General features: G+C 56.6%; 26 protein-coding genes. 10 read left to right on the forward strand and 16 right to left on the reverse strand.

Annotated elements, in window-relative coordinates:
• Positions 1–6 precede the first annotated feature (6 nt).
• The 4 genes from ACHH0Z_RS07260 to nasR form a co-directional block, all read right to left on the reverse strand.
• Entirely contained in the window at positions 7–795 is a 789-nt protein-coding gene (locus ACHH0Z_RS07260; protein ID WP_021240347.1) for an ABC transporter ATP-binding protein, read from the reverse strand.
• Positions 796–804: 9 nt separating this feature from the next.
• Positions 805–1,683, reverse strand: coding sequence for a nitrate ABC transporter permease (ntrB, locus tag ACHH0Z_RS07265; RefSeq protein WP_008499525.1), 879 nt, complete (start codon positions 1,681–1,683; stop codon positions 805–807).
• Positions 1,684–1,685: 2 nt separating this feature from the next.
• On the reverse strand, positions 1,686–2,933 hold the full coding sequence (locus tag ACHH0Z_RS07270; RefSeq protein WP_045410406.1) for a CmpA/NrtA family ABC transporter substrate-binding protein: 1,248 nt from the start codon (positions 2,931–2,933) through the stop codon (positions 1,686–1,688).
• Positions 2,934–3,161: 228 nt separating this feature from the next.
• Entirely contained in the window at positions 3,162–4,346 is a 1,185-nt protein-coding gene (gene nasR / locus ACHH0Z_RS07275; protein ID WP_045410408.1) for a nitrate regulatory protein NasR, read from the reverse strand.
• Between the two features lie 72 nt (positions 4,347–4,418).
• On the opposite strand from nasR, the gene ACHH0Z_RS07280 reads away from it, so the two are divergent.
• The 3 genes from ACHH0Z_RS07280 (at position 4,419) to ACHH0Z_RS07290 (ending at position 7,114) form a co-directional block, all read left to right on the forward strand.
• The gene (locus ACHH0Z_RS07280; RefSeq protein WP_008499522.1) at positions 4,419–4,772 is read left to right on the forward strand and encodes a DsrE/DsrF/TusD sulfur relay family protein; all 354 of its coding nucleotides are present in this window, start codon (positions 4,419–4,421) and stop codon (positions 4,770–4,772) included.
• A gap of 106 nt (positions 4,773–4,878) precedes the next feature.
• Positions 4,879–6,663: a methyl-accepting chemotaxis protein gene (locus ACHH0Z_RS07285; RefSeq protein WP_045410410.1), complete on the forward strand. Its 1,785-nt coding sequence runs from the start codon at positions 4,879–4,881 to the stop codon at positions 6,661–6,663.
• 211 nt (positions 6,664–6,874) lie between these two features.
• A complete protein-coding gene (locus ACHH0Z_RS07290; protein ID WP_008499520.1) occupies positions 6,875–7,114 on the forward strand; it encodes a DUF1883 domain-containing protein in 240 nt (79 codons plus the stop codon).
• 29 nt (positions 7,115–7,143) lie between these two features.
• Here the strand turns inward: ACHH0Z_RS07290 and ACHH0Z_RS07295 are convergent, their stop codons facing one another.
• Both ACHH0Z_RS07295 and chaB read right to left on the reverse strand, forming a co-directional pair.
• Positions 7,144–7,839, reverse strand: coding sequence for a gamma-glutamylcyclotransferase (locus tag ACHH0Z_RS07295; protein ID WP_023344362.1), 696 nt, complete (start codon positions 7,837–7,839; stop codon positions 7,144–7,146).
• 177 nt (positions 7,840–8,016) lie between these two features.
• Positions 8,017–8,247: a putative cation transport regulator ChaB gene (gene chaB, locus ACHH0Z_RS07300; RefSeq protein WP_008499518.1), complete on the reverse strand. Its 231-nt coding sequence runs from the start codon at positions 8,245–8,247 to the stop codon at positions 8,017–8,019.
• A gap of 270 nt (positions 8,248–8,517) precedes the next feature.
• On the opposite strand from chaB, the gene chaA reads away from it, so the two are divergent.
• Positions 8,518–9,618 (forward strand): sodium-potassium/proton antiporter ChaA, encoded by a 1,101-nt coding sequence (chaA, locus tag ACHH0Z_RS07305; RefSeq protein WP_008499517.1) that lies wholly within the window; start codon positions 8,518–8,520, stop codon positions 9,616–9,618.
• A gap of 115 nt (positions 9,619–9,733) precedes the next feature.
• Here the strand turns inward: chaA and kdsA are convergent, their stop codons facing one another.
• The 5 genes from kdsA to hemA form a co-directional block, all read right to left on the reverse strand.
• A complete protein-coding gene (kdsA, locus tag ACHH0Z_RS07310) occupies positions 9,734–10,588 on the reverse strand; it encodes a 3-deoxy-8-phosphooctulonate synthase (protein ID WP_008499516.1) in 855 nt (284 codons plus the stop codon).
• A gap of 36 nt (positions 10,589–10,624) precedes the next feature.
• Positions 10,625–11,434, reverse strand: a complete 810-nt coding sequence (sirB1, locus tag ACHH0Z_RS07315) for an invasion regulator SirB1 (protein ID WP_008499515.1) — start codon at positions 11,432–11,434, stop codon at positions 10,625–10,627.
• Between the two features lie 121 nt (positions 11,435–11,555).
• The gene (gene prmC, locus ACHH0Z_RS07320) at positions 11,556–12,386 is read right to left on the reverse strand and encodes a peptide chain release factor N(5)-glutamine methyltransferase (RefSeq protein ID WP_045410412.1); all 831 of its coding nucleotides are present in this window, start codon (positions 12,384–12,386) and stop codon (positions 11,556–11,558) included.
• Positions 12,386–13,468, reverse strand: coding sequence for a peptide chain release factor 1 (prfA, locus tag ACHH0Z_RS07325; RefSeq protein WP_008499513.1), 1,083 nt, complete (start codon positions 13,466–13,468; stop codon positions 12,386–12,388). The genes prmC and prfA overlap by 1 nt, the downstream gene beginning before the upstream one ends.
• 41 nt (positions 13,469–13,509) lie before the next feature.
• Positions 13,510–14,766 (reverse strand): glutamyl-tRNA reductase, encoded by a 1,257-nt coding sequence (hemA, locus tag ACHH0Z_RS07330; RefSeq protein WP_045410414.1) that lies wholly within the window; start codon positions 14,764–14,766, stop codon positions 13,510–13,512.
• 201 nt (positions 14,767–14,967) lie between these two features.
• Here hemA and lolB point away from each other — a divergent pair, with 201 nt between their 5' ends.
• The 4 genes from lolB (at position 14,968) to dauA (ending at position 19,322) form a co-directional block, all read left to right on the forward strand.
• Entirely contained in the window at positions 14,968–15,579 is a 612-nt protein-coding gene (gene lolB, locus ACHH0Z_RS07335; protein ID WP_008499511.1) for a lipoprotein insertase outer membrane protein LolB, read from the forward strand.
• On the forward strand, positions 15,576–16,445 hold the full coding sequence (gene ispE, locus ACHH0Z_RS07340) for a 4-(cytidine 5'-diphospho)-2-C-methyl-D-erythritol kinase (RefSeq protein ID WP_023292210.1): 870 nt from the start codon (positions 15,576–15,578) through the stop codon (positions 16,443–16,445). The genes lolB and ispE overlap by 4 nt, the downstream gene beginning before the upstream one ends.
• 125 nt (positions 16,446–16,570) lie before the next feature.
• Positions 16,571–17,518 carry a ribose-phosphate diphosphokinase gene (gene prs, locus ACHH0Z_RS07345; protein ID WP_003856663.1) on the forward strand — a complete coding sequence of 316 codons (948 nt, stop codon included), beginning with the start codon at positions 16,571–16,573 and terminating at the stop codon, positions 17,516–17,518.
• A gap of 124 nt (positions 17,519–17,642) precedes the next feature.
• A complete protein-coding gene (dauA, locus tag ACHH0Z_RS07350) occupies positions 17,643–19,322 on the forward strand; it encodes a C4-dicarboxylic acid transporter DauA (RefSeq protein WP_023292209.1) in 1,680 nt (559 codons plus the stop codon).
• Here the strand turns inward: dauA and ACHH0Z_RS07355 are convergent.
• Both ACHH0Z_RS07355 and ychH read right to left on the reverse strand, forming a co-directional pair.
• Entirely contained in the window at positions 19,308–20,366 is a 1,059-nt protein-coding gene (locus ACHH0Z_RS07355; protein WP_045410417.1) for a MerR family transcriptional regulator, read from the reverse strand. The genes dauA and ACHH0Z_RS07355 overlap by 15 nt on opposite strands.
• A 121-nt stretch (positions 20,367–20,487) precedes the next feature.
• Entirely contained in the window at positions 20,488–20,763 is a 276-nt protein-coding gene (gene ychH, locus ACHH0Z_RS07360; RefSeq protein ID WP_008499505.1) for a stress-induced protein YchH, read from the reverse strand.
• A 274-nt stretch (positions 20,764–21,037) separates the two neighbouring features.
• Between ychH and pth the strand changes: the two genes are divergently transcribed.
• Complete coding sequence (gene pth, locus ACHH0Z_RS07365) at positions 21,038–21,622, forward strand: aminoacyl-tRNA hydrolase (RefSeq protein ID WP_045410420.1); 585 nt, start codon at positions 21,038–21,040, stop codon at positions 21,620–21,622.
• 126 nt (positions 21,623–21,748) lie between these two features.
• On the forward strand, positions 21,749–22,840 hold the full coding sequence (ychF, locus tag ACHH0Z_RS07370) for a redox-regulated ATPase YchF (RefSeq protein WP_045410422.1): 1,092 nt from the start codon (positions 21,749–21,751) through the stop codon (positions 22,838–22,840).
• A gap of 53 nt (positions 22,841–22,893) precedes the next feature.
• On the opposite strand, the gene ACHH0Z_RS07375 is transcribed toward ychF, so the two are convergent.
• The 3 genes from ACHH0Z_RS07375 to ACHH0Z_RS07385 all read right to left on the reverse strand — a co-directional run bounded on the left by ACHH0Z_RS07375 (position 22,894) and on the right by ACHH0Z_RS07385 (position 24,049).
• Positions 22,894–23,187, reverse strand: a complete 294-nt coding sequence (locus tag ACHH0Z_RS07375) for a YciI family protein (protein ID WP_045410531.1) — start codon at positions 23,185–23,187, stop codon at positions 22,894–22,896.
• 99 nt (positions 23,188–23,286) lie between these two features.
• Positions 23,287–23,652 carry a hypothetical protein gene (locus ACHH0Z_RS07380; RefSeq protein ID WP_045410424.1) on the reverse strand — a complete coding sequence of 122 codons (366 nt, stop codon included), beginning with the start codon at positions 23,650–23,652 and terminating at the stop codon, positions 23,287–23,289.
• 16 nt (positions 23,653–23,668) lie between these two features.
• Positions 23,669–24,049 carry a hypothetical protein gene (locus ACHH0Z_RS07385; protein WP_045410426.1) on the reverse strand — a complete coding sequence of 127 codons (381 nt, stop codon included), beginning with the start codon at positions 24,047–24,049 and terminating at the stop codon, positions 23,669–23,671.
• Positions 24,050–24,123: the final 74 nt, after the last annotated feature.

A 24,123-nucleotide genomic window follows, 5' to 3' on the forward strand; every position in this document is an offset into this window, starting at 1 on the left:
CCCTCGCTACGCCGCTTTCGGCTGCTTTTCGTAGAGGAAATGCAGGATCTGCTGGCGCATGTGGTGATAGCGGCTGTCGTCAGCCAGCTGCACCCGGTTACGCGGGCGCGGCAGGTCAACGTGCAGGATCTCCCCGACGGTCGCCGCCGGGCCGTTGGTCATCATCAGCACGCGATCGGAGAGCAGCACCGCCTCGTCCACGTCGTGGGTAATCAGCACGATGGTGGTGTTTAGCGCCTGCTGGATCTGCATCACCGAGTCCTGCAGATGGGCGCGCGTCAGCGCATCCAACGCACCGAAGGGTTCATCCATCAGCAGGACTTTCGGCTTCATCGCCAGCGCGCGGGCAATCCCGACGCGCTGCTTCATGCCGCCGGAGATCTCCCCCGGGCGCTTGTGCAGGGCGTGCCCCATCTGCACGCGGTCGAGGTTGTGCTCAATCCACTCCCGGCGCTCCGCCTTGCTCATGCTGTGGCGAAACACGTGATCTACTGCCAGGGCCACGTTGTCGAAGCAGGTGAGCCACGGCAGCAGCGAATGGTTCTGGAATACCACCGCGCGCTCCGGACCCGGCCCGGCAATTTCGCGGTTGTCGCAAATCAGCCCGCCTTCCGTCGGCAGCGTGATCCCCGCGATAAGGTTCAGCAGCGTCGATTTACCGCAGCCGGAGTGCCCAATCAGGCTGACGGTTTCGCCCTCATGGATATCAAAAGAGACGTTCTGCAGCGCCAGAAATTCGCCGCTGGCGGTGGAAAAACGCTGGCTCACGGCCTGGACCTGGATTAATGGTTTCATGTTCGCTCCTTATTTTTCCTGCCAGCTAAAGCGACGGGCGATCAGCATCAGCCCCTGCTCCAGCAGCAGCCCGACCACGCCAATGATGACGATGGCGATGAGAATGTTTTCGACGTTGAGGTTGTTCCACTCGTTCCAGATCCAGAAACCGATCCCTAAACCGCCGGTCAGCATCTCGGCGGCGACAATCACCAGCCAGGCGATGCCGATGGAGAGGCGCACCCCGGTCAGCACCGCGGGCAGCACCGCCGGGAAGAGAATGCGGCGCATGATGGTCCACTCGGAAAGCTGCAGCACCCGGGCCACGTTGAGGTAGTCCTGCGGAATGCGGCGCACGCCTTCGGCGGTGTTGATCACCATCGGCCAGATGGAGCAGATAAAAATGGTCCAGCTCGACGCGGGCTCCGCTTTCTGGAACAGCAGCAGGCCGATGGGCAGCCAGGCCAGCGGGCTAACCGGGCGTAACAGCGCGATCAGCGGGCCGAACATGCGCGAAAAAAAGGTGAAGCGGCCAATCAGGAAACCGAGCGGGATCCCGGCGAACGCGGCCAGACCAAAGCCCACCGCCACGCGCTGTAATGAGGCGAGCACGTTCCAGCCGATGCCCATGTCGTTTGGCCCGTCGCGATAAAACGGATCGGCAAACAGGGTAATAGCGGAATCGAGCGTGCTGAGCGGCGTCGGGAAACCTTTGCTGTTAATCGCCGCCAGCTGCCAGAGCACCACCAGCAGTCCCAGCCCCAGAAAAGCCGGAATGATGCGCTGAAGGATCGCGTTAATCCGACGCGCAAACGTCGGCGTACGGCGGCGAACCTGCACCGGAGGCAGGACAATCACCTCTCCACTCTCCGGCGTCTCGTGTGATTTTGTCTTTTGCAGATGCTGCATAATCAGGCCCCTTTACGGTGAATGGCGAAACGGCTGGCGTATCCTTCCGGGTCGGTACCGTTCCAGACGGTGCCGTCCATCAATGTGCTGCTGCGTAGTGGTGAAGTCGGTGTGGTAATGCCCCCCACCGCCGTGGCGGCATCCTGCCAGACCGCCGTCTGGTTAATGCGTTGTGCGATGCCCGCATAGTCCGGGGCGGCTTTGAGCAAGCCCCAGCGGCGGAACTGGGTTAAGAACCACATGCCGTCGGAGAGATACGGGTAGCTGACGGCCCCCTCGTTGAAGAAGCGGATCGGGTGCGCGTCCTGCCAGCGCTGGCCCAGGCCGTTGTCGTACTCGCCGAGCATGCGTCCGGTGAGATACTGCTCTTTGCAGTTGAGCCACGCCCGGCGGGAGAGGATCTGTGCGGTTTCGCGTTTGTTTTCCGGGGAGGCCTCAATCCAGCGCGCCGCCTCCAGCACTGCGCTCACCAGCGCCCGGGCGGTGTGCGGGTTTTTCTCCACCCAGTCGCGACGCGTCCCGAGGATTTTTTCCGGATGGTCGGCCCAGATGGACTGAGACGTCGCAGCGGTAAAACCGATGCGGTCGTTGATGGCACGCGCGTTCCACGGCTCGCCGACGCAAAAGCCGACCATGTTGCCAATGCGCATGTTCATCACCATCTGCGGCGGCGGCACCACCACCGTGCGCACGTCGTCAAAGGGGTGAATGCCCGCGCTGGCCAGCCAGTAGTAGAGCCACATGGCGTGCGTCCCGGTCGGGAAGGTGTGCGCGAAGGTATAGGTGCCAGCCGCCTGCTGCCCAATCCGCTTTTTCAGCCCGTCAAGGTCATGAACGCCCTTCTCTGCCAGATCGCTGGAGAGCGTAATCGCCTGACCGTTCTGGTTGAGGGTCATCAGGTTAGCCATCTGCTGTGGCTTGCCGGCGATGCCCAGCTCCAGTCCGTACAGCAGGCCGTAAAGAATGTGCGCGGCATCGAGTTCGCCCGCCACCAGCTTGTCGCGCACCGCCGCCCAGCTCGCCTCTTTGGTGGGCACGATGGTAATACCGTATTTTTTATCAAACCCTTTCAGCGCCGCGATAACCACCGGGGCACAGTCGGTCAGCGGGATAAACCCGATGCGCACTGTTTCCTGCTCCGGTTTATCCGAGCCTGCCGCCCATGCGGCCTGCATGACACCCGGCAACAGCATTGCACCACTCGCCAGCATGCTGGCCTGCAAAAAACGCCGTCTCGACAAATCCGCCATGACCACTCCTGAAAAAAAACCAAAAAAAAGCGCCCACGGTGCCGAAGCACCAGTGGACGCCTTTATCCCGAAGACGGATGCACCGCCGTTGGCGCATCGTCAAAAATGGTTAATCTGATAATGCAAAGTGAATGCCAGGTTTTAACACACTGTTTCTTGCGGCGCTTACCGTTATTCACTCGCCTTTACGCACCGCAAACAGGCATAAAATGCCCACCGACCGTGCAGCTACTCCTTTGGTGTTACCTGCCATACACTCTTCACCATGAGCAGCGCGCGGGCGATATCCACCATCCTTTGGTTCTTGTCCATCGCCATTTTGCGCAGCGCCGTCCAGGCCTGTTCCTCACTCATATTCTGGTGGGTCATCAGCACGCTCTTCGCTTTATCAATGATTTTGCGCTCTTCTAGCGTATCGCGCAGCGACGCAAGCTGACGTGAGAGCTTCTCTATCTCGCGCGCCTGCTGGCGAACCAGGGTAAGCAACGGTTTTTCCGGATAGCGGATCGGCGGGTCATCCTGTTCATCGCCGGGGGGCGCGTACTCATCGTCACGGTGAATGCATTCGTCCACCGCGACCATCAGATCGGCGATGATCGTCTCCTCCAGCGTGCGCAGATGCTCAAGGCGCGCGGTTTGCAGAGCAAACCAGGCCAGCGCGGTAAGGCCGTTATCGGCGGCGGGCTGGCGGGTACAGGCCACGCGCCGGAGCTGCTCCGTTTCACGATCGGGCTGACAGTGCATTGAAAAGGTGGTCTGAACGTCAGCGGAGCTGTGTGACAGAAAGATCTCAAAGCAGGCCTGCTGCCCGTCAATGCGGTCAACCAGCCTCTGACGAGTCACATCATCGAAAAAACCCTGCGTGAAGCCAATCGCCCCCAGCGCCCGCTCCTGTCCCGCCAGCTCTTTGCCCTGCATCAGGCTATAAAGCGCGACAAAACGTCCTGCGATTTGCGGATCGTCAATGCTGTCATTAAGCTGCGGCACGATACTGAGCAGATGGCGAAGCATGCGGGAGTAGTGTTCCATCGTCTGGGGTGCCGTTACCGTCTGCTGAATCACACCGTCACGCAGCGCGGGAAGCGTATCCAGGCTCAGGAGCGCGCCGCCGATGCGTTCACAGACGGCACTTCCCGGAATCGGCGACTGTGTGTCAAGAATGCCGTAAAGGGCTGCGAGGTTTTCATCCACCAGCGCCCGGCTGGCTTTGCATTCGGGAGCGTACAGCTTGCCCTGTGAGCAGAGCCAGACGTTGGACGCCCCGCGCTCGCACTGTAACATGTGCACCAGTTGGCTAATGCCGTGCACAAGCACGCCCAGCTGTGCCAGCTTGCTGAACTGCTCCTGGCGCATCATTTTTGCGCGCGTGAGCCATTCGGCAGCGCCTGGCGAAATGCCTGCCATTAATGTCATGCTTACTCTCCCGGACAGCGAAACTCCGGGGAATTAAGCAATATTCGTGCCTTTATAAGAACAGGAGTCAACATGCAGAAGATTGTGATCGTCGCCAACGGTGCGGCCTACGGCAGCGAATCCCTTTTCAACAGCCTGCGCCTGGCGATCGCGCTACGTGAAAAAGAGAGCGACCTGGCGTTACGCCTTTTTTTAATGTCGGACGCCGTCACCGCCGGGCTGAAGGGACAAAAGCCGGCCGAGGGCTATAACATTCAGCAGATGCTGGAGATCCTGACCGCGCAAAACGTGCCGGTGAAGCTGTGCAAAACCTGCACCGACGGGCGCGGTATCACCGGACTGCCGCTGATTGATGGCGTAGAAATTGGTACGCTGGTTGAACTGGCCGAGTGGACGCTGTCCGCTGATAAAGTATTAACTTTTTAATAATAAACCCGTAAAAATATTATTTTCTTATGGACGCGGTTTCAGCATCAAGTTTACCTGCGGGGTTGCCGATAGGCATGGAAACAACACAGCAGGTATTTCACTTATGTTCAGATCGATTCGTGCACGCATCATCGCGGCGACGGCAGGCTGTCTGGTCGTCGCCCTTCTCCTCAATACCGTTATTAACTTCCACGTCACACGCCAGGATAACCAGCAGTCACAGCGCGATATCCTGACCAGCACCAGCGCCAGCCATAACATGGCGATTGCCGACTGGGTAAAAAGCAAGATGACGGTTATCGCCTCTGCCCAGACCGTTGCGCTGAGTGACGACCCGGTTCCGGTGTTTAAACAGCTTGCGCAGGCGGGTGGATTCACCAACGTTTATGTCGGCTACGCCAGCAAAACGGCGAAATTCTCTGAGCCCGCGGGCGTACCTGCGGATTATGACCCGACCATTCGCCCGTGGTATCAGCAGGTGGTCAGCACGGACGGCCCGGTCGTCACCGCGCCTTACGTTGATGCAGGTACCGGTAAACTGGTGGTGACTTTCGCCGTGCCGGTGAAAGAGAATGGCGCCCTGAAAGCGGTGGTGGCGGGCGATGTGGCCATGGACAGCGTGGTGGCGAACGTGCGCGGGATCCATCCAACTCCGTCCAGCAGCGGCTTGCTTCTGAACAGTGACGGCAGCGTGATTGCGGCTAACGATCCGGCTCTTACGCTTAAACCGTTTGCAGAGACCATTAAAGGCATCGATTTTGCTGTACTGAAAAGCGGTAACCTTGTCGACGGTACGCTGAACGACGTCGAAAAAACCTTCGTGGCGACCGCCGTGCCGGGCACAAACTGGCTGCTGGTCGTCGCCCTCGACAGCGGTGACGCCACTTCCGGCATGCGTTCCCTGCTTAAAGCCTCGGCGATTTCGCTGGTGATCCTGGCGCTGCTGAGCGCGGCCATTGTTCACCTCCTGATTGCCCGTCTGCTGAAGCGCCTGTCGGACATTCGCGACGCGATGCACAACATTGCCAACGGGACTAACGACCTGTCGCAGCGTCTGCCTGACAGCGGTGAGGACGAGGTGGCGCAGATTGCCCAGGCCTTTAACGCCTTCAGCGATAAGCTGTCGGTGGTGATGGTGCAGCTCCGTGATGCCAGCGAGTCGGTGAAAAACGCCGCTCAGGAGATTGCGGCGGGTAACCAGGATCTCTCCGGACGTACCGAGCAGGCGGCGTCCAGCCTGCGCGAGACGGCCAGCGCCGTGGAGCAGATCACCGCCTCCGTGACCCAGTCGAACGAGTCGGCGGCAGAAGCGAACGACCAGGCGAGCAAGGCCTCCGCGGCCGCGGCGCGCGGCGGCGAGGTGGTATCCCAGGCGATCAGCACCATGCAGTCCATCGAAGTCGCGTCGGCTAAAATTGGCGACATCACCAGCGTGATTGACGGTATCGCGTTCCAGACCAACATTCTGGCGCTGAACGCCTCCGTCGAGGCGGCCCGTGCCGGGGAGCAGGGGCGCGGGTTTGCCGTGGTGGCGGGCGAAGTGCGTAACCTGGCGAGCCGTAGCGCCCAGGCGGCGAAAGAGATCAAATCGCTGATCGATTCCACCACCGACAGCGTGGCCACCGGCTCCCGCTACGTGCATCTGGCCGGGGAAAGCATGGACGAGATCCGCTCCAGCATCGGCAGCGTCTCCGGCATCATGCGCGAAATCTCTATCGCCACCAGCGAGCAGATGAAAGGCATTCACGAGATTAACCACGCGGTGACCCACCTCGACCGCATGGTCCAGCAGAACGCCGAGCTGGTGGTGCAATCCGCCGCCGCCGCGGGCGCCCTGCAGAGCCAGGCGGGCGACCTTGCTGAAACCGCCGGCCATTTCCGCATTTAATTTTCTACTGGCGCGCGTTTAGCGGGTAAAACGCGCGTCAGCTGAAATTTTGAGGAATTTTGTCATTTTTGTTTAATCGTTATGCCATTTTTTGATCAAAATCAGCATCCCTCCCCCTCCCCTTTGGTGTTATGCCATGAGTGAATTGTGAACAACATCACGCTCGGATATGGCTGCAGGGAGAGCGTTGTTTAAGACTACGGGGTAAAAAATGGCACTGGTAAAAACAAGTTTGAAACTGTTTGGCGGGGATACGGTAGTGGTGCGTTGCTCAGAGCGCTGCCGTATTCATCTGATGAGTGCGAAAGCACAAAAACAATCCCAGGCGGATATTCTCACCGTGCAGGATGATAACGCCTGGCTTACCGTGCCGTATACCGGCACCTGGGATGTGCTGATCGACAGCCACAGCCAGTCGCTGGAGCATTCTGTCAGTTACGTAGCAGCTTAAATTACGAGCCCGGCGAGCCGGGCGTATTATCAGGCAAAACCCGGTCGCAGCGTGCCGTTGAGCGGGTTTCCTTCCAGCAGCGCCTTCACCTTCACCACCAGCTCATTCAGACAATCGTCCTTCATGCCGAGGCGGGTCAGCTCTTGATCGAGAGAGAAGAGATACTGCGCGTTGGTACCCAGCGGCCCGCTGGCGGCGGCAATTAACGGGGCAATCACCTGCGTGCGGGTGTCCGCTTCATACAGCGGATGGCGCGGGTCCATGATAAACACCAGCGCATTGACGGTGCGACCGTCGTCCAGCTCCAGCTTACACCAGCTCGGCATGTAGCAGCCGGTGATCATCTCACGCTTCCAGAGCAGCGTAAGCTCCTCTTCCAGCGTGGCATCCGGGAGGCGATACGCCACGCCCGTGGTGCGTCCGCCCTCTTTCAGTGCAAGCATACGCCCGGGCTGGCACGCGCTGCCGCGTCCGGCCGTCAGGCGCAGGCAAAATGCGCGGTGCCAGCCGGGCAACGTGCCCGTTGCCGATTCGACAAATTCGAGCGCCGGGTTCCACATCAGTGAACCATAGCCAAAAATCCATACCGGGCCATCATCCGGGCGGCAGGCAAGCGTAGCAGCGAGCGACGCCGCACGTTGTTCAGCTGACCAGAGAAGCGATTCCTCAATAGCACCAAATGCCGTCTTACAATCTGCCTTCATTAAGAAATCACGCGTTAACACTTTCCACCTCCGCCACTGCATGCTTCCTTGCGACATCTGTAATTCGCCTTCCCGGCCTTAGGTGCTGGTCATTTTGCCAGCAGTTGAATAACGATAAGCAATTAGCGGACCAGTTGCAATACAACGGCAGTTCAACCGCCTGAAAAGTCAAAATGAAGGCAGCGAATTATTTCAGGGCTATTTCTTTTTATGCCATTTATCGTCGTCTCCTTTTTCATATTCATGTTTTACGGCGGCCCAGGCGACTTTGTGTGCCGTCTCTTCACGGCTGGCATCATCCCGGCGATCGTCTTTATCTTTGTACTGATCCCAGGCACTGTTAAACGCCTCTTTGTAGATATCCTGCGCGTGAGCGGGCAGCACGTTTTGCACATTATCGGGTAATTCGCGTTTCGTTTTATAAGGCATCACTCACCTCTCTTTTGGTTAAAGAGATAAGTGTGGACGACGATATGGCAGCGTGCCACCCACACTTCATTTATGAATGATCGAAAATATTAACTTATTGTTATTTATCAAATATTCTGAGAATATGGTGAATTACAGGAATCAGGCATGTTAATTATTAAAAAAGGTAAAATTAAGTAAAAAATAAAGGGCATTTAACAGAGATCTGTTAATTTAATGACCTCAAAAATCTATCTATAATTACAAGCACCTGCATTGATGGAGAAGCACATGACAGCAACACACGAGGCGGTAAAGACCCGCCACAAGGAGACGTCTCTCATTTTCCCGGTTCTGGCACTGGCTGTGCTGCTCTTCTGGGGAAGCAGTCAGTCACTGCCAGTGGTGGTTGGTATCAATATTCTTGCCCTGGTCGGTATCTTAACCAGCGCCTTTAGCGTCGTTCGCCATGCGGACGTACTGGCCCACCGTCTGGGCGAACCCTACGGATCGTTAATTCTCAGCCTTTCCGTTGTTATTCTCGAAGTCAGCCTGATTTCCGCGCTCATGGCCACCGGCGATGCCGCGCCGACGCTGATGCGCGACACGCTCTACTCGATCATTATGATTGTGACGGGCGGCCTGGTGGGCTTCTCTCTGCTGCTGGGCGGGCGTAAATTCGCGACCCAGTATATGAACCTGTTCGGCATTAAACAGTATCTGATTGCCCTCTTCCCGCTGGCGATTATCGTGCTGGTCTTCCCGATGGCGCTGCCGGGTGCCAACTTCTCCACCGGTCAGGCGCTGCTGGTTGCGCTGATTTCCGCAGCCATGTACGGCGTGTTTCTGTTGATTCAGACCAAAACGCACCAGAGCCTGTTTGTGTATGAGCATGAAGACGACAGCGACGACGATGACCCGCACCACGGTAAGCCGTCGGCCCACAGCAGCGCGTGGCATACGGTTTGGCTGATCGTGCATCTGATTGCGGTGATTGCCGTCACCAAGATGAACGCCAATCCGCTGGAAACACTGTTAACCGAACTGAACGCGCCGGTCGCGTTTACCGGTTTCCTGGTGGCGCTGCTGATCCTGTCCCCGGAAGGGCTGGGGGCGCTGAAAGCCGTCTTAAACAATCAGGTGCAGCGCGCCATGAACCTGTTCTTCGGCTCCGTGCTGGCGACCATTTCACTCACCGTGCCGGTGGTGACGCTAATTGCCTTTATGACCGGTAACGAACTGCAGTTCGCGCTGGGCGCGCCAGAGATGATTGTGATGGTAGCCTCGTTGCTGCTGTGCCAGATTTCGTTCTCAACCGGACGCACCAACGTGCTGAACGGGGCGGCGCATATGGCGCTGTTTGTGGCTTACTTGATGACAATTTTTGCGTAGCCTTTTTGCCCAGCGGCGCTTCACTTGCAGGACCTACGGGTTTTGTAGGCCGGGTAAGCAAAGCGCCACCCGGCAATATGCCCCATAAAAAAACCCGCCGAAGCGGGTTTTTTTATTATTTGCTGGTATCCAGCTCATCGAAGCTCTTGACCAGATCGTCAATTGCTTTGATCTGTTTCAGGAACGGCTCCAGCTTATCCAGCGGCAGCGCAGATGGGCCGTCGCATTTTGCGTTATCCGGATCCGGGTGCGCTTCAATGAACAGGCCAGCCAGGCCGGTTGCCATACCGGCGCGCGCCAGTTCGGTCACCTGAGCACGACGGCCGCCGGACGCAGCGCCAAACGGGTCGCGGCACTGCAGCGCGTGGGTCACGTCGAAAATCACCGGAGACTGATTAGAGACGTTTTTCATCACGCTGAAGCCCAGCATATCCACCACCAGGTTGTCGTAACCGAAGTTGGAACCACGGTCGCACAGGATGACTTTGTCGTTGCCACCTTCGATAAATTTATCGACGATGTTCCCCATCTGGCCCGGGCTCACGAACTGTGGTTTTTTCACGTTGATCACGGCACCGGTTTTCGCCATCGCGGCAACCAGGTCGGTCTGGCGAGCCAGGAACGCCGGGAGCTGAATCACATCAACCACGTCTGCCACCGGCTGCGCCTGAGCGGCTTCATGCACGTCGGTGATCACTTTCACGCCAAAGGTCTGCTTCAGCTCCTGGAAAATCTTCATCCCTTCTTCCAGGCCCGGGCCACGGTAAGAGTTGATGGAGGAGCGGTTGGCTTTGTCAAAAGAGGCTTTAAACACGTACGGGATGCCCAGCTTCTGGGTCACGGTCACGTAGTGCTCGCAGATACGCATGGCGAGGTCGCGGGATTCCAGCACGTTCATGCCGCCAAACAGCACGAACGGCAGGTCGTTTGCTACCTTGATATCACCAATGCTAACCACTTTTTGTTTCATAGGATCGCCTTATTCAGGTGTGAATCGGAATTAAGATTAATGCAGTGTAATTTGCTTGTGCGAGATCGCGTTGATCTGCGCACGAATCATTTCGCTAATAGGATCTTCCGGACACTGCTCGACGAAATAGCTCAGATCGTTCAGCGCCACGTGCTCACAATCGAGCTGGGCATAGATCAACCCACGGTCGCGAATTTCGTACGGGTCTTCCGGATTAAACTGCAGCAGCACTTCGCTGGCGCGCAGGGCCAGTTCCATCTGACGCTCTTCCATTAACGCAGACTTCAGCGTATCCAGCAGCTTGCGGATCACTTCTGCGTTATCCGCCTCGTCGAGATCTTCGTTGAAGAGCTCAGCCACCGGGCTGATATTGCCTTTCAGCCACACGTCCAGCGTATGTTCATCCAGCGTATCGCCGTTGAAGGGATTAATGAGCCACATCTCACCGTCCAGCCACTCCGCACGCAGGATCATCTGCGTCGGAAAAATGACCGGCACCAGTGGAATATCCAGGCGATGCGCAACCCACAGCAAAATAGAACCCAGCGCAACGGCGCTCCCCTGACGATTTTTTAAGACCTGGTCCAGCCATAATGCGTCAGACAGGCGATACACGCCCCGCGTGTCGCAGAAACCCCATTCGCCGTAGAAAAGCTCAAGCAGCTTCTCTAATTGCCAGTCCTGCGGGCGCGCCTGATTGATCTCTTCACGCGCCAGGCTGACCAGATTCTCCAGCTCATCGTAGACGTACTGCGACGTAAAATCGTCGCGGATCATCTCAGAAATCAGGATCATGCCATCGCAAAGCGGCACTTTATTAAATTCGAAATCGGCTAAGGACTTCATGACTTACCCCAGTAACGACCGAGCGTACAGCGACGCCCGGGCGAGATAAAACTCAAAACGATGTAGATGATAACGCCAAACCGCCTTTCAGTCAGCCTTACGCCTTTATCAGTACCTGCGCTCATAACCACTGCCCCAGCGTCAGGCGTTCGTTGCCGCCGTAGTCGCGGCAGGTTTTGACGGCGGCGTAGCCCGCCTCGGTAAAGAGCGCCCGCACGGCTTCCCCCTGCGTCCAGCCATGCTCCACCAGCAGCCAGCCGCCGGAAAGCAAATGTTGCCGTGACGTTGTCACAATGTGATCAAGGTCGGCTAAACCCTCCCTGGCGGCGACCAGCGCCGTCAGCGGTTCGAAGCGCACATCCCCCTGCGCAAGGTGCGGGTCACGCTCGTCAATATAGGGCGGGTTACTGACAATCACTCCGAACGTCTGCTTCTCCAGCGCGCTGAACCAGCTGCTTTGCAGCACCGTCACGTTGGTCAGGCCAAGACGTTCCACGTTACGCTGCGCCAGCGCCACCGCGTCGGGCATCACATCTACCGCCGTGATCGCGCAGTCGGGCCGTTCGGTAGCGAGCGCCAGGGCGATGGCCCCGGTCCCCGTTCCGAGATCGAGAATGCGGCAGGACGATGCGGGTAAGCGCGCCAGCGCCTGTTCAACCAGACACTCGGTGTCGGGGCGCGGGATCAGCGTCGCCGCCGAGACGTAAAGCGGTAACGACCAGAACTCGCGCTCGCCGACCAGGTGCGCCACCGGCTCGCCGGTTTTACGTCGGGCAAGCAGCGCGGCGAGCCGGGCTTCCTGTTCAGCAGTCAGTTCGGTTTCGCCGAAGGCCAGCAGGTACGTGCGGGCTTTACCCGTCACATGCTCAAGCAAAATTTCGGCATCGCGTTTCGGGCTTTCGCTTTCGGAAAGCTCACCGGCAGCCTCACGTAACCAGCGCTGAAAATCCATTATTCCTGCTCGGACAGTGCCGCCAGCTGGTCGGCCTGGTATTCCTGCACGATAGGCTCAATCAGCATATCCAGCTTGCCTTCCATTACTTCGTCCAGACGGTACAGCGTCAGGTTGATGCGGTGGTCAGTCACGCGCCCCTGCGGGAAGTTGTAGGTGCGGTTACGGTCGCTGCGATCGCCGCTGCCCAGCAGGTTACGACGCGTAGACGCTTCCGCCTGCTGGCGTTTCGCCATTTCGGCCGCGTGGATACGTGCGCCCAGCACGGAGAGCGCTTTGGCTTTGTTTTTGTGCTGGGAACGCTCGTCCTGACACTCCACCACGATGCCGGTCGGCAGGTGGGTAATACGGATGGCGGAGTCGGTGGTGTTAACGTGCTGCCCCCCCGCCCCGGAGGAGCGGAAGGTATCAATACGCAGGTCAGCCGGGTTGATGTCCGGCAGCTCCGCTTCCGGCAGCTCCGGCATCACCGCCACCGTACAGGCGGAGGTGTGGATACGGCCCTGAGATTCGGTGGCCGGAACGCGCTGCACGCGGTGACCGCCGGATTCAAACTTGAGACGACCGTATACGCCGTCGCCGCTGATCTTGGCGATAACCTCTTTGTAGCCACCGTGTTCGCCTTCGTTGGCGCTCATGATCTCCACGCGCCAGCGACGCGACTCGGCGTAGCGGCTGTACATGCGGAACAGATCCCCGGCAAACAGTGCCGCTTCGTCACCGCCGGTCCCGGCGCGGACTTCCACGAACGCGTTACGCTCGTCGTCCGGATCTTTTGGCAGCAGAAGCACCTGAAGCTGCTGCTCCATCTCCTCAGAACGCGCTTTCGCATCCTGCAACTCTTCCTGCGCCATCTCGCGCATTTCAGGATCGTCGAGCATCATCTGCGCGGTTTCGATATCGTCCTGAACCTGTCGCCAGTCGGTAAAGCATTTAGAAACATCACTTAACTGCGCGTATTCACGTGAAAGCGCGCGAAAACGTTCCTGGTCCGCAATGGTCCCGGCATCGCCGAGCAGCGCCTGAACTTCTTCATGGCGCTCGTGCAGAGCTTCCAGTTTAGCGACGATAGAAGGCTTCATAGGCGTAAGTGCACCTTGTCTTAGAAAATGGGTATAGGGCGCTATTCCAGCCCGAGGCTGTTGCGCAGAATAGTCAGGCGTTCATCATCCCCGTCACGGGCAGCCTGCTGAAGAGATTTGGTTGGGGCATGAATCAGGCGGTTAGTCAGTTTCCACGCCAGATCCTGCATAATAGCCTGCGCATCGCCGCCCTGCTCCAGGGCCGCTAACGCTTTGGCAGTCAGGTCATCACGCACCTGCTCCGCCTGCCCGCGGTACTCGCGGATGGTCTCGCTGACGCTTTGCGCGCGCAGCCAGGCCATAAACTCACTGGTTTCCTGCTCGACAATGGTTTCCGCCTGCACCGCCGCCGCTTTACGCTGCGCGAGGTTGTGCGAAATGATGCTTTGCAGGTCATCTACGCTGTAAAGATAGGCGTTAGCCAGCTTGCCGACTTCTGGCTCAACGTCGCGCGGGACGGCGATATCCACCAGCAGCATCGGCTGATTACGGCGGGACTTCAGCGCACGCTCCACCATCCCTTTGCCGATAATCGGCAGCGGGCTGGCGGTCGAACTGATAATAATGTCCGCCTCCTTCAGGCGTTCATCGATGTCGCTCAGGGCAACCACCTCTGCCCCCACTTCATCCGCCAGCACCTGCGCGCGTTCGCGGGTGCGGTTAGCGATAATCATCTTTTTCACTTTATGCTCGCGCAGATGGCGCGCCACAAGTTCGATGGTTTCGCCCGCGCCCACCAGCATCACGGTGACGGTAGAAAGGGATTCAAAGATTTGGCGTGCAAGGGTGCAGGCCGCGAAAGCAACAGAAACCGCACTGGCACCAATGTCGGTTTCGGTTCGCACACGCTTCGCCACGGAGAATGACTTCTGGAACATGCGCTCCAGCTCACTGGCCTTCAGATGCCCTTTTTGCGAATCCGCAAAGGCTTTTTTCACCTGACCGAGAATTTGCGGCTCGCCCAGAACCAGCGAATCCAGCCCGCTGGCCACGCGCATCAGATGGCTGACGGCATCGATGTCCTGATGCCAGTACAGGCTGTTGCGCAGCTCGTCTTCATTGAGATTGTGGTAGTCGCATAACCAGCGGATCAGCGCGTCGTGCAGGTTGTCCTGCTCTTCCACGCTTAAATAGAGCTCGGTACGGTTGCACGTGGAGAGCACCACGCCACCCTGCACCATCGGCTGTGCAAGCAGGCTATCCAGCGCCAGGTCGAGCGTATCTGGCGAAAACGTTACGCGTTCTCGCAGCGAAACCGGGGCTGTTTTGTGGTTGATACCGAGTGCTAATAGGGTCATGTTGAGCGGGAGTAGTACCAGCGTTAATAAGGTTAGCAGAACGCATCATACAGGATGCGCGAGATCAATAAAAGAGACAGCCCCCTTTCGGAGTAATAGGTTACACAACGCTTTGAGATAATTTGAACGTAGACGGTAGCCCCCTTCGACGCTAGCATTAACAGTTATAACTGCAACGTATCTCAAGGATTTGTCCTCATTATGACCCGACTGATTCGCCTGCTGCCCCTGGCGGCACTGGTTCTGACCGCGTGTACCGTCACCCAACCAAAAGGCCCGGGCAAAAGCCCTGATTCACCCCAGTGGCGTCAGCACCAGCAGGACGTCCGTAATTTGAGCCAGTACCAGACCCGCGGCGCCTTCGCCTATCTCTCTGATGAGCAAAAAGTGTATGCCCGTTTCTTCTGGCAGCAGACGGGTCAGGACAACTATCGCCTGCTGCTGCTGAACCCGCTGGGCAGCACCGAGCTGGAGCTTATCGCGAAACCGGGCGAAGCGCAGATCACCGATAACAAAGGCCAGCACTACACCGCAACCGATGCCGAAGAGATGATTGGCAAGCTGACCGGAATGCCTATCCCGCTCAACAGCCTGCGCCAGTGGATCCTTGGCCTGCCGGGTGACGCCACCGACTATACGCTTGACGATCAGTATCGTCTGAGCCAGGTGAACTACACCCAGAACGGCAAGACCTGGAAAGTGGTGTACAGCGACTATGACAGCAAGAGTAAACCGTCGCTGCCATCCAACATGGAACTGACCCAGGGCAGCCAGCGCATCAAGCTGAAAATGGACAACTGGATCGTTAAATGATGACCCACTGGCCCTCTCCGGCAAAACTGAATCTGTTTTTATACATTACCGGCCAGCGCGCTGACGGCTATCACACCCTGCAGACGCTGTTTCAGTTTATTGACTATGGCGACACAATTTCTATCGAACTGCGCCAGGACGGGCAGATTTGCCTCCTGACGCCGGTCGACGGCGTGGCGCATGAGGACAACCTGATTGTGCGCGCTGCGCGTCTGCTGATGAACGCTGCAGCGGAATCGGGTCGTCTGCCTGCGGGAAGCGGTGCGGACATCCATATCGAGAAGCGTCTGCCGATGGGCGGCGGCCTGGGCGGCGGCTCATCCAACGCCGCTACCGTGCTGGTTGCCCTGAACCACCTTTGGGGCTGCGGGCTGTCGCAGGACGAACTGGCCGTCTTAGGCTTGAGGCTGGGTGCGGATGTCCCGGTGTTTGTGCGCGGTCATGCGGCCTTTGCTGAGGGCGTGGGCGAAATCCTCTCCCCGGTCAACCCGCCGGAAAAATGGTATCTGGTTGCTCACCCCGGCGTGAGCATTCCGACCCCGGTCATCTTTAAAGATCCTGACCTGAAAAGAAATACCCCGATTCGGTCAATAGAAACGTTATTAAATTGTGAATTCAGCAACGATTGCGAGGATATCGCAAGAAAACGTTTTCGCGAGGTTGATGCGGTGCTTTCCTGGCTGTTAGAATACGCGCCGTCGCGCCTGACTGGTACAGGGGCCTGTGTCTTTGCTGAATTTGACACCGAATCCGCCGCTCGTCAGGTGCTTGAGCAAGCGCCGGTTTGGCTGCATGGTTTTGTAGCGCGTGGGATGAACATTTCCCCCCTACAGCAGGCCATTCTGGCGCAGACTGAGTTTCGGTGACAACGTCACCCTGTTCCAGACGTTGCATCGCGCTCTTTAATACACCGCCTGGATAGCCTTTGCCTGGCCCGCACAGTTTACGGCGAACGCTATCCACCACTGGACGCATGCCTGAGGTTCTTCTCGTGCCTGATATGAAGCTTTTTGCTGGTAACGCCACCCCGGAACTAGCACAACGTATTGCCAACCGCCTGTACACTTCCCTCGGCGACGCCGCTGTAGGTCGCTTTAGCGACGGCGAAGTCAGCGTACAAATTAACGAAAATGTACGCGGTGGTGATATTTTCATCATCCAGTCCACCTGTGCTCCAACGAACGACAACCTGATGGAACTGGTTGTTATGGTCGACGCCCTGCGTCGCGCTTCCGCAGGCCGTATCACTGCTGTAATCCCTTACTTCGGCTATGCCCGCCAGGACCGTCGCGTCCGTTCCGCGCGTGTGCCAATTACCGCGAAAGTTGTCGCTGACTTCCTGTCCAGCGTTGGCGTTGACCGCGTACTGACCGTTGACCTGCACGCAGAGCAGATCCAGGGCTTCTTCGACGTCCCGGTTGATAACGTATTCGGCAGCCCAATCCTGCTGGAAGACATGCTGCAGCTGAACCTGGATAACCCAATCGTGGTTTCTCCGGACATCGGCGGCGTGGTACGTGCCCGTGCTATCGCTAAGCTGCTGAACGACACCGACATGGCGATCATCGACAAACGTCGTCCGCGCGCTAACGTTTCTCAGGTGATGCACATCATCGGTGACGTGGCTGGCCGCGACTGCGTGCTGGTTGACGATATGATCGATACCGGCGGTACGCTGTGTAAAGCGGCTGAAGCGCTGAAAGAGCGTGGTGCCAAGCGCGTATTCGCTTACGCGACCCACCCGATCTTCTCCGGCAATGCCGTAAACAACCTGCGCAACTCCGTCATTGACGAAGTTGTAGTATGCGATACCATCCCACTGAGCGACGAGATCAAGGCACTGCCAAACGTGCGTACCCTGACCCTGTCCGGGATGCTGGCCGAAGCGATTCGTCGTATCAGCAACGAAGAATCCATCTCTGCAATGTTCGAACACTAATCGAACACGGCCGAAAAACCCGCTGCGGCGGGTTTTTTTGTTTCTGGGTTTTATTTGTATGATTAATGCCTCCTTCACCTGCCATTCACATAACAGATGATGCGCATACGGATGATAGATAATTGTGAAAAACGTAGCCTCCTCACATGTTCTGCCCTTTCGCGCCCTCATCGACGCCTGCTGGAAAGAGAAGTACACCTCGTCACGTTTTATCCGTGACCTGATTGCCGGGATCACCGTCGGCATTATCGCGATTCCGCTGGCGATGGCGCTGGCGATTGGCAGCGGCGTTGCGCCGCAGTACGGCCTGTACACCTCAGCCGTGGCCGGGATCGTCATCGCTCTGACCGGCGGCTCGCGCTTCAGCGTCTCCGGCCCGACTGCCGCCTTTGTGGTGATCCTCTACCCGGTTTCACAGCAGTTTGGTCTGGCAGGCCTGCTGGTCGCCACCCTGATGTCCGGCGTCTTTTTGATTCTGTTTGGTCTGGCCCGCTTTGGGCGGCTGATTGAGTACATCCCCCTTTCCGTCACGCTGGGGTTCACCTCGGGGATTGGGATCACCATCGGAACCATGCAGATCAAGGATTTCCTCGGCCTGCAAATGCCCCATGTTCCGGAGCACTATTTACAGAAAGTGGGTGCGCTGTTTATGGCGCTTCCGACGGCCAACCTGGGCGATGCCGCCATCGGGATTGTGACGCTGGGCACGCTGATCGTCTGGCCTCGTCTGGGCATTCGACTGCCGGGCCATCTGCCCGCGCTGCTGCTGGGCTGTGCGGTGATGGCCATCGTCAATATGTTCGGCGGCCATGTCGCCACTATCGGCTCGCAGTTCCACTATGTTCTGGCGGACGGTTCGCAGGGGAGCGGCATTCCGCAGCTGCTGCCGCAGCTGGTGCTGCCGTGGGATATGCCCGGATCCAGCTTTACCTTAAGCTGGGATTCCCTGCGCGCCCTGCTGCCCGCCGCGTTCTCGATGGCGATGCTGGGGGCGATTGAATCCCTGCTCTGCGCCGTCGTTCTGGACGGGATGACCGGCACCAAGCACAAAGCCAACAGCGAACTGGTTGGTCAGGGGTTAGGCAACCTCATCGCGCCATTCTTTGGCGGTATTACCGCCACGGCAGCCATCGCCCGTTCTGCGGCCAACGTGCGCGCGGGGGCAACGTCACCCGTTTCGGCAGTTATCCATTCCCTGCTGGTGATACTCGCCCTGCTGATCCTCGCCCCACTGCTCTCCTGGCTACCGCTTTCCGCCATGGCCGCCCTGCTGCTGATGGTGGCCTGGAACATGAGTGAGGCACACAAGGTGGTAAACCTGCTGCGTCGGGCGCCGAAAGACGACATCATCGTGATGCTGATCTGCATGTCGCTGACCGTGCTGTTCGATATGGTTATCGCCATCAGCGTCGGGATCGTGCTGGCTTCCCTGCTGTTTATGCGCCGTATTGCGCAAATGACGCGCCTCTCCCCAGTTAACGTGGAGGTGCCTGACGATGTGCTGGTTCTGCGCGTGATTGGCCCGCTGTTCTTCGCCGCGGCGGAAGGTCTGTTCAGCGACCTGGAGTCTCGCATCGCGGGCAAACGGGTTGTGGTGCTGAAATGGGATGCCGTACCGGTGCTGGATGCGGGCGGCCTGGACGCCTTCCAGCGCTTTGTGAAACGTCTGCCTGAAGGCTGTGAGCTTCGGGTGAGTAACCTCGAATTCCAGCCCCTGCGCACCATGGCGCGTGCAGGCGTGCAGCCGATCCCTGGCCGCCTTGCTTTTTATCCTAACCGTGAAGCCGCGTTAGCGGATCTGTGAATTGCCTGATGCAGAGAAACGTCTCTGCATCATCACCCCGATCGCCTGCTGGAGCCATGCAAGCACGGCAGGCGTCATCCAGGTTCCCTTCATCAGATGCGGCTCCTGCTGCATGGCAGTGCGAAACTTTTGCTGGGTCTCCGGGTTGGTGCCCGCGTACGACTGGAACAGCGCCAGCCAGTTTTCGGCAAGCTTTTGGGCATTGTCAGAGGCGGGGTCGAGATTTTCCCGCTGCGCCTGATGCAGCTTCGCCACCAGCGGCGGCCACTCCATCATGCGATCAAAGTAGTGCTTCCGCGTAAAGGCCATCTCTTCGGGAGTAAGGTACTTCTCCCATATGCTGAGCTTGGATTCCGCAAACGCGCGCGTAATGTAATCCGTCATCTCCGGCGTGATGCCGGTTTGCGCCTGCATCTGTGGCTCTAAGCTGTGCATCTCGTTCAGCCGGGTAAGAAACTCCGGTTTGCCCGCCGTGTCCTGCTCCAGGCGCTCCATCCAGCGCATCGCCAGGTTCTTCGCCCTCTCGTCCGTAACGGGTATATGGTGCTCCAGCAGCGCATTGGCCTCTGCCACCAGCCCTGACCAGATGGCCGCCAGCGCATCCTTCTGCACCGCAAACGGCAGCTGCTGTAACTCTTCTTTGCTAAACCAGCGATCGTACATATTCATTAACTCCAGAGTCTGTAGCCAGGATTCCAGGTCCGGCGTCGCATCGTCGAGAAGCCCGGTACGCAGTTCGACCAGCCGGTCGCGCAGCGTATGTATGCTGCGCAGCTGTTTATCCAGCAACGTGATTTGCGCATCGAGTAACTCGGTTAACGACAGCGACTCCTGTTCCAGGAAATCCCTGATTTCAGCAAGTTCCAGCCCCGCTTTTGCCAGCGCCTGGATCATATGCAGGCGCTGAACATCCGCCAGGTTGTAAAGCCGGTAACCTGCCGCGCTTCTGGCAGAAGGCAGCAACACTCCTGTTTGCTCATAGTGATGCAATGTGCGTACGGTGATACCGGCCCGTTTCGCCAGTTCACCCACCTGAATCAACATAACTGCTCCTTTTCTTTGCCAGTGCCGCCACTCTGGCGCCTTACGTTACGTGAGGGTCAACCCTTGATGCAAAAAAAAAACGACTCCCAGGGAGTCGTTTCGGTATTCTTTCGTCATGGCACTAGCTGTGCTTATGCTGATCTCGACGGCAGCGTTTATCGTAGTGGCGCACCCACCAGTATTTATCGCAGACTTCCTCATGTCCGCTCACGCGCGCCCCGGCGAGCCACAATACCGCACCGAGGAAGATGCTCAGTACCGCGCCATGCGCGAAGTATTGCGGAAGATCAAGCTGCGGCAGCTGGTTTAATATGGAATAACCTACGCCGACGACCATCACAAACAGCCCCAAACCCATCAGCACGTTACCGAGTAGCGAAGCGTTTTTGCGTTTCATGTGTCACCTCCGGAACTTTGGGTTGTCAGGGGAAAAGCCCCTAATCCTTGTGTGTAAAGTATAGACAACGCTCCTTTTATGAGTTGCGTGAATGATCACAATTACAGATAACGCCCAAACAAAAGTTTACAAATAACACGTTGAACAGCTTGAAATTCTAATTGTTCAGGTAAGTAATTATTCGTATTTCGCTGCGACGATCGCAGAATTTTGTCAAGCGGCGCGCCAGACAGTAAACTACGCGCCAGATCTGGAACCCATTAGGAATTGAATCGTGACGATTAAACTGATTGTCGGCCTCGCCAACCCGGGCGCAGAATATGCGGCTACCCGCCACAATGCCGGGGCATGGTACGTCGATCTGCTGGCCGAGCGGTTACGTGCTCCCCTGCGTGAAGAACCTAAATTCTTCGGGTATACCTCACGTATCAACTTTGCTGGCGCGGATGTTCGCCTGCTGGTCCCCACCACCTTTATGAATCTGAGTGGTAAAGCCGTGGCGGCGATGGCAACGTTTTATCGCATCAATCCGGATGAAATTCTGGTCGCCCACGATGAGCTGGATCTTCCCCCTGGCGTGGCAAAATTCAAGCTGGGCGGCGGGCACGGCGGCCACAACGGTCTTAAAGACATCATCAGCAAGCTGGGCAATAACCCGAATTTCCACCGTTTGCGCGTGGGAATCGGCCATCCGGGCGATAAAAACAAAGTTGTCGGTTTCGTGCTCGGTAAGCCACCGGTTTCTGAGCAGAAACTGATTGATGAGGCGGTAGACGAAGCGGCGCGCTGCACGGAAATCTGGCTGCAAGACGGCTTAACCAAAGCGACAAACCGCTTACACGCTTTCAAAGCGCAATAATCCGCCCGATACGGCTTTTTTACCGCGCGTCATGCGGGTTACGTGTATAATAGGCGTAGTTATTTACTTTTCATCAATCGGTTATCGTTAACGGATTGATTATCAAGATATTAAGGTGATTTAGAAATGGGATTCAAATGCGGTATCGTCGGTCTGCCAAACGTGGGCAAATCCACCCTGTTTAACGCGCTTACCAAAGCGGGTATCGAAGCGGCGAACTTCCCGTTCTGTACCATCGAACCGAACACCGGCGTGGTGCCAATGCCGGACCCGCGTCTGGACCAGCTCGCGGAAATCGTGAAGCCGCAGCGCATTCTGCCAACCACCATGGAATTCGTGGACATCGCGGGCCTGGTAAAAGGCGCATCCAAAGGCGAAGGTCTGGGTAACCAGTTCCTGACCAACATTCGTGAAACCGAAGCGATCGGCCACGTTGTGCGCTGCTTCGAGAACGACAACATCATTCACATAGCGGGTAAAGTAAATCCGGCTGAAGATATTGATGTCATCAACACCGAGCTGGCGCTGTCGGATCTTGATACCTGCGAGCGTGCGATCCACCGTATCTCCAAGAAAGCCAAAGGTGGCGATAAAGATGCCAAAGCCGAGTTGGCAGTGCTGGAAAAATGTCTGCCACAGCTGGAAAACGCGGGCATGCTGCGCTCTCTGGATCTGAGCAAAGACGAGAAAGAGCTCATCCGCTACCTGAGCTTCCTGACGCTGAAGCCAACCATGTACATTGCCAACGTGAACGAAGATGGTTTTGAAAATAACCCGTACCTCGATCAGGTGCGTGCTATCGCCGAGAAAGAAGGTTCTGTCGTGGTTCCGGTTTGTGCCGCAGTAGAAGCCGATATCGCCGAACTGGATGACGAAGAGCGTGACGAGTTTATGGCAGAACTGGGCCTGGAAGAGCCGGGGCTGAATCGCGTTATCCGTGCTGGTTATGCCCTGCTCAACCTGCAGACTTACTTCACCGCTGGCGTGAAAGAAGTGCGTGCCTGGACCATCCCTGTGGGTGCGACAGCGCCTCAGGCTGCGGGTAAAATCCACACTGACTTCGAGAAAGGCTTTATTCGTGCGCAGACCATCGCGTTTGAAGATTTCATCACCTACAAGGGTGAGCAAGGCGCGAAAGAAGCCGGCAAGATGCGTGCGGAAGGGAAAGAATACATCGTTAAAGATGGCGATGTGATGAACTTCCTGTTCAACGTCTGAGTCGTCTTGAATGAAAAAAAACCACGCCCTGGCGTGGTTTTTTTATTGCGGGGTCAAAACACATTGTCTAAGAGTTCTGTTTTCATGCTGGGTTCAAAAGGAATGATTTCAGCCGTCGCGAGCTTTAACCTCTGAAAAGGATCCTCGCGTAATCGCTCTTCAAGAGAGGCAAGACTCTCACATTTCGCGAGAATGACCCCACCGTTTCTCGGCACCCGTCTTCCGGATGCGAGGAAAATCTCCTCTGCATACCCTTTTTTTAGCCACTCGACATGCGCTGGTATTGCTGCGTCAATCTCTTCGAGTGGTTTCATATAGGTTAAAATGACAATATAAACCGTGCTCATCCTTTGCCTCTCAGCTGTGTTTTTAGCCGTTTGTTGGAATTGCTTATGCAGTTCCTCTGTTGCCATCGGGTATCGTTATCATTTTGGGCACATTTGATCTTAATATGCAGGGCCCGATCGAGACAACGCGTTATTCTTCATATTCCACGAATAGAACCAGTCATGCCAACCGTTTTGCTTTTCCACATAGCTACAGGCCACAACCACTTCCTTTGATTGGTTGAAAGTTAAGTAATAGAAAATAGCGCCTTCGGGAGATGCAGACCAAAATAGTTTTTCGCCCTGAGCATTGAAGATGCTCAAAACGGTTGGTAATGGCTTTGGTTCGCTTAACGCAAAGACTAACTGGCGTGTTGAGTCGACCATTGCAGAGTCTAAAAATGGCATACTAACCCGTATGTTACTTTCACCACACGCCCACTGAAGCAGGTCATTTTCTTTAATACAAATGAGATTTTCAATCATCGGTAAACCTCAACTTTTAAAGTTCGATCTGTTTCAAATCACCTTCAAAAAGCCCCACAAGATATACCCGGTATCGGGCTGGCTGCACTTCTTTATACGTTAATACAGTAGAAAACGCCTTTACACACTTTGAACATGTGTTTTTCGAAACATATAATTGGCTTTCATCGTAGATATACTTCTTAGGTTCACTAACAAACTTCACACCTCTCATTTTCTTAACCAAAAAGTCTTTTACCTCTTCAGAGAGCGAGTCAAATTCATATGAGTTTACGATAGAATAGATTATTACTCCCACGCATTCAGGGCATGCTATTTCTTCGCCAGAATCTAAAAAGTCATTATCTATGCCATCCAGGACTAGTACCTTCTTTTTCAGTCGATTAGTTATTTTCATTTTCTATAACCTTTTAATTTTATTAATGAATAAGATAAGAACCGAATGAGCGATTTTATTAATCAATAATGTAA

Origin of the sequence: Enterobacter cloacae complex sp. 2024EL-00227, assembly GCF_043945315.1 — a bacterium.
GTDB classification, from domain to species: domain Bacteria; phylum Pseudomonadota; class Gammaproteobacteria; order Enterobacterales; family Enterobacteriaceae; genus Enterobacter; species Enterobacter roggenkampii.